Raw genomic sequence first — 4,985 nt, forward strand, 5'->3', positions numbered from 1 at the left:
GCGTCTCCCGGCTGCTGGCGGCGGCCAGCGCCGCCGCCAGCAGCCGGGAGACGCTGCTCGAGTGCTTCACAGGCCCGCCGCCTCGCGCAGCTTGGTGAACACCTTGGTGTTGTCCATCGTGCCCTTGAAGATCTTCGCACCGGCGCCGCCGGCGAACAGCATCACGTCGCCGCCGCCGTGCGTTTCGGAGCCCGGCGTGCCGAGGTTGACGCCGACTTCCTGCAGGAAGTTGTCCTGCGTCGTGTCGACGCTGCTCAGGTCCTCGCGGTCGGCTGCGCGTGCCGGCGCGACCCAGGGCTTGTTGCCGTCTTCGCTGTTGACCTGGCTGCTGGCGCTGGTGTTGGGCCGGCCGCCGTTGCCGAAGACCAGCGTCGTGTACGGCTTGCCGTCGGCGGCCTTGGCCAGGGCGCCGGTCTGGTAGTCGACGACCTTGCCCAGGATCGGCGAGCCGATCTTGCCGTAGCCGTTGAACGCGATCGCGTGGTCATGGTCGGCGGTGACGACGATCAGCGTGTTCGCCAGCCCCGGGTCCTTCTTCTCGAGGTAGGCGATCGCGGCTTCGATGGCGCTGTCGAAGGCCAGCGTGTCTTCCAGCGCACGCTTGGCATTGCTGCCGTGCAGCGCATGGTCGATGCGGCCGCCTTCGACCATCAGGAAGAAGCCCTTGCTGTTCTTCGTCAGCACGTCCAGCGCCTTGGTCGTCATCTTCGCCAGGCTGGGCTGGTTCAGGTTCTGGTTGACGCGGTCGAGCTCGTAGGCCATCTCGCTCTGCGAGAACAGGCCCAGCAGCTTGCCGGTCTGGGTGGCGTCGAGCGCGTCGAGCGCGCTGCCGGTGTTGACGTAGGTATAGCCCTTGGCCTGCATCGCCGCCACCAGGTTGGCGCCGTCGGTGCGTTTGCTGCTCGGGTTCACCGCCGTCGGCAGGTAGTTGCGCTGGCCGCCGCCCAGCAGCACGTCGATGCCGTCGCCGAGCTTGGCGTTGTAGTTCGCATGGCCCGGCACCGACTGCTCGGCGATCGTGTTGTAGGCGTTGCGGTTGCAGATGTGGGCGTAGGTCGCCGCCGGCGTGGCGTGGCCGACACGCGTCGTCGACACCGCGCCGACCGAGCGGCCGGCGGCCTTGGCCAGCTCGAGGATGGTCGTCGCCGCGCTGCCGTTGGTGGCGGTGCAGGTGGTGTTCTCGCCGCTGATGAACTGGCTGCCGTCGGCGGCGTAGGCCAGCGTGTCGGCCGACATCGAGATGACCTCGTTGTTCATCTTCACGCCGGTCATGTAGGCCGACATCGACGGTGCGCTGTCGGTGGTCTGGCCGTCGCGCGAGAAGGTCTTGACGCGGGCGGCGTAGCCGAGCTTCTGCATCGCCAGCTCGGCCCGTTCGCTGGACTTCAGCGAACCCGGCGTCGCGGCGAGCAGCTTCTCGCCCTTGTAGATGCGGGCGGCGGTCACGGTCACCGGGCCCATGCCGTCGCCGAGGAAGAAGACGATGTTCTTGGCCTCGCCGGCGGCAAAGGCGGGGGTGCCGAAAGCGGCCAGGGCGGCAGCGGCGAGGAGCGCGGCGGCGGGCGCCACGCGGAAGCGGGGGGAAGTCATGTGCTGGATCCTGCGTGGTTGTCGGGCGATCACAGGCCGATGGCCTTCTTGATCAGGCCGAAAACGTCGGTGTTGGTGATGGTGCCGGCGAAGCCGTCGGCTCCCAGGCCTTGTGCGCCGAGGAAGACGTCGGCGCCGCCGTGCGTCTCGCTGGACAGCGGCACCACCGCTTCCTGCAGGAAGTCGGCGCCTTCCAGCGTCGCGTCGTCGATCGGGCCGCGCGTGGCGAGCCGGCGCGGGCCGTTGCCGAAGCCGAGCACGGTGTACGGGTTGCCGTCGACGTCGGTCGAGGGCGCGCCGTTGACGTAGTTCTTCACCACGCCCAGCACGCCGGGGTTGCCGCTGCTGGTCTTGCCGGTGCGCTGCGCGTAGCCGTTCATCTGCAGCGTGTGGTCGTGGTCGGCGGTGACGACGACCAGCGTGTTCTTCAGCCCCGGGTCGACGGTCTGCATCTTCGCCAGCGCGGCCTTGATCGCGTCGTCGAAGGCCACCGTGTCCTGCAGCGCGCGGCGCGCGTTGGTGGCGTGCAGCGCGTGGTCGATGCGCCCGCCCTCGACCATCAGGAAGAAGCCCTTCTTGCGCGCGGCCAGGGCGTCGATGGCCTTGCTCGTCATCTCGGCCAGGCTCGGTTCCTTGGCCGCGTCGCGGTCCAGGTCGTAGGCCATGTGGCTCTTGGTGAACAGGCCGGCGATCTTGGTGCGGCCGTCGGCCGGCAGCGCGTCGAACTCGGTCTTGTTCGAGGCGAAGCCGTACTTGGCGGTCTTCAGTTCGGCGATCAGGTCACGGCCGTCGTTGCGCAGGCCGCCGCTGACGGTGGCGGGCTGGAAGTAGCTGCTGCCGCCGCCGAAGACGACGTCGATGCCGTCGCCGAGCTTGCTGTTGTAGCCGCTGCCGCCGGGCACCAGCGCCGCGGCGATGCTGTTCTCGGCATCGCGGTGGCAGACGTGCGAGTAGGTCGTGGCCGGCGTCGCGTGGGTGATGCGCGTCGTCGTGACGACGCCGGTGCCGTAGCCGGCGGCCTTCATCTGCTCGAGCAGCGTCTCCACCGGCGTGCCGTTGCCGGCCGGGCAGGTGCTGTCGTACTTGACGTGATACGGCTTGCCATCGGCATCGACGGCGCTGGTCTCCGGCGACATCGAGATGACTTCGTTGTTCATCTTCACGCCGGTCATGTAGGCCGCCATCGACGGCGCGCTGTCGGTGACCTGGGCGTCGTTCGAATAGGTGTGCACGAAGGCCGACTCGGGCAGCTGGTCCATCGTCAGCTCGCCGTCCTCGCCGACGCTGTAGATGCGGGCCGCGGTCATCGTCGTGATGCCCATGCCGTCGCCGAGGAAGAACAGCACGTTCTTCGTCGGCGCGGCAGGCGTCGGATCGTCGTTGTCGTCGTCGCCGAAACAGCCCGTCAGGGCCAGCGACATCAGGCCGACCAGCGGCAGGAAGCGGTATCGAATCACGGGGGTTCTCTCCTGTCTTGTCAGTCCGGAACGGTCGGGCCCGACCGGAACCGGATGACTCTAGGAAACCCCGGTGAAACCCCCGTGACAGTCCGGCGACGGCCAGGTGAGAACCCGGCGAGGCCGGGGGGTGGCCGGCGCCGGAACGCGGCGCTTCAGCCGATGCCGCGGCCCTGGACCCGCTCGCGAAACGCGGTCAGCCCAGGGACCCGGGCATGGCGCGCAGGGCTAGCGGCTGTCCGCGGCGGCCTCGCGCTCCGAACGCGCGAACACACGCACCAGCGCGATGCCGGCGCCGACGTTGTTCGTGCGCCGCACCAGCGGGCTGTCGGCGAACGCGGCACCCGACACGCTGTCGGCACGCACGAAGCCCGCCAGCCACCAGGCGCCGGCCCGGCGCGACAGCGCCGCCGTCGCCTGCCAGCCGGCGTAGCCGCCGGCGGCGGCGTAGGCCGGGCGGCCCGGCGCCGCCTCGTCGGCGCGCACTTCGTAATAGTGGCGGTGCAGCCGGCGGTCGCCCCAGATCGGGCCCGCCTGCAGGCCCCAGCCCCAGCCGGCATGCTCGCCGTCCAGCGCCAGCGACGGCGCGGCCGTCCAGCCCAGCAGCGACGGCGAGCGGTCGACACCGATCACCGCGCGTACCGGCAGCCGCAGCTCGGTCTTCCAGCCGCGGCCTTCGGCCAGCGCCAGGCGCAGCCGCGGGCCGACTTCGACCGTGGGCTCCAGGTCGTCCATGCCGCGACGCGCGCGGTCGTCGTCGCTACGTGTCGGCGTGCCGGCGGCAAAACCGAGGTCGAACTCGGCGCGCCCGGTATCGAACAGCAGCGCGCGTGCGCCGTCGCGGTCGGCGCGCAGCCGCTCGCCGCGGTAGACGAACCAGGGCAGCGGCAGCAGCCAGGTGCTCGATTCGGCCGCGCCGCGGTAATGAGGCAGGCGCAAGGCGGTGGCGCCGAGGCCGGCCTCCCACAGCGGTTCGGCCGCGGCCGGCGCGGCGGCGGCGGCCACGAGCGCGGCGGCGGCCAGCACCTTCATCGCGTCAGCGCCCCGGCGATGAGCGCGTGGCCCTCGATCTCGACCAGCAGTTCACGCCGGCAGACGTCGGCCTCGACGTAGACCGCACGCCGCGCAGCCGGCGACTCGGGGCCGACGGCGGCTTCGAACGCGGCGCGCACCGCGTCCAGGTCCGCGGCGTGGCGGAGGTAGACGACGCAGTCCAGGTCGGCCGCGGTGACGGCCCCGACGCCGTGGGCGCGCGCCTGCTCGCACAAGGCGTCCAGGTTGCGCAGCGTCTCGGCGAGCTGCTCGAGCACGTCGCCTTCGTGCATGGACCGTTCGCCGACGATGGCCGCGGTGCCGCTGACGAAGAACGCCAGCTGGCCGGCGCCGGCCTCGGCGAGCGCGGCGCGCGAGAAGTTCGGGCTGCGCGGGCCGAAACGGTTGGAATAGCGATAGGGCGCGACCTGGCGCGGGTTGTCCAGCGGCCGCACGGCGCCGCGCGACGCCAGGAAGCGGATCGACAACGTGCCCTCGTGCGTGCCCAGCGCGCAGGCCGCCGGCGCGCCTTCGAAGGCATCGAAACCGGCTTCGGAGAAGGCGCGGAAACGGCCGACGTTGAACTGGCGGTAGCGCTCCATCCCGCCGCCGTCGTCGTTGATGCGCGGCAGGAAGTTCCACACCTTGGCCAGCGGCGGCCGGCCGCGCGACGCCAGCACCCGGAACAGGTCGCGGTAGGCCTGGAAGGCGGCGTCGGTCAGGTCGGTGCCGGCGTCGGGCAGGTCGAGCCAGCCAGAGAGCCAGTGGCCGTCGTCGCGCCAGCGCACGGGGCCCAGGCGGCCGGCTTCGGCCGGGCCGGCGGCGATCAGGTCGACGACCGGCTCGGCCGGCGCCAGCAGGCGCGCGGCCAGCCCGGGGGCGGCGTCGCTGGCAGCCGGGCCCCAG

General features: G+C 71.5%; 4 protein-coding genes. All 4 read right to left on the reverse strand.

Annotated elements, in window-relative coordinates; all coding sequences use genetic code 11:
• Nucleotides 1-66 precede the first annotated feature (66 nt).
• A complete protein-coding gene (locus tag CKO43_RS24915) occupies nt 67-1,590 on the reverse strand; it encodes an alkaline phosphatase (RefSeq protein WP_200380351.1) in 1,524 nt (507 codons plus the stop codon).
• A 29-nt stretch (nt 1,591-1,619) separates the two neighbouring features.
• Nucleotides 1,620-3,011 carry an alkaline phosphatase gene (locus CKO43_RS24920; RefSeq protein ID WP_200228875.1) on the reverse strand — a complete coding sequence of 464 codons (1,392 nt, stop codon included), beginning with the start codon at nt 3,009-3,011 and terminating at the stop codon, nt 1,620-1,622.
• Between the two features lie 264 nt (nt 3,012-3,275).
• Nucleotides 3,276-4,079: a MipA/OmpV family protein gene (locus CKO43_RS24925; RefSeq protein WP_200380352.1), complete on the reverse strand. Its 804-nt coding sequence runs from the start codon at nt 4,077-4,079 to the stop codon at nt 3,276-3,278.
• Nucleotides 4,076-4,985: chorismate transformation enzyme, FkbO/Hyg5 family (locus CKO43_RS24930; RefSeq protein ID WP_200380353.1), on the reverse strand; the 910-nt coding region annotated here is incomplete at its 5' end. The genes CKO43_RS24930 and CKO43_RS24925, both read right to left, overlap by 4 nt.

The sequence above is a fragment of the Rubrivivax gelatinosus genome, from assembly GCF_016583785.1.
Taxonomy (GTDB): domain Bacteria; phylum Pseudomonadota; class Gammaproteobacteria; order Burkholderiales; family Burkholderiaceae_C; genus Rubrivivax; species Rubrivivax gelatinosus_B.

Excerpts from the sequence above, each read along its gene's own strand:
- CKO43_RS24925 (WP_200380352.1), bottom strand. The coding sequence starts at position 4,079 with ATGAAGGTGCTGGCCGCCGCCGCGCTCGTGGCCGCCGCCGCCGCGCCG.
- CKO43_RS24920 (WP_200228875.1), bottom strand. The coding sequence starts at position 3,011 with ATGTCGCTGGCCCTGACGGGCTGTTTCGGCGACGACGACAACGACGAT.
- CKO43_RS24915 (WP_200380351.1), bottom strand. The coding sequence starts at position 1,590 with ATGACTTCCCCCCGCTTCCGCGTGGCGCCCGCCGCCGCGCTCCTCGCC.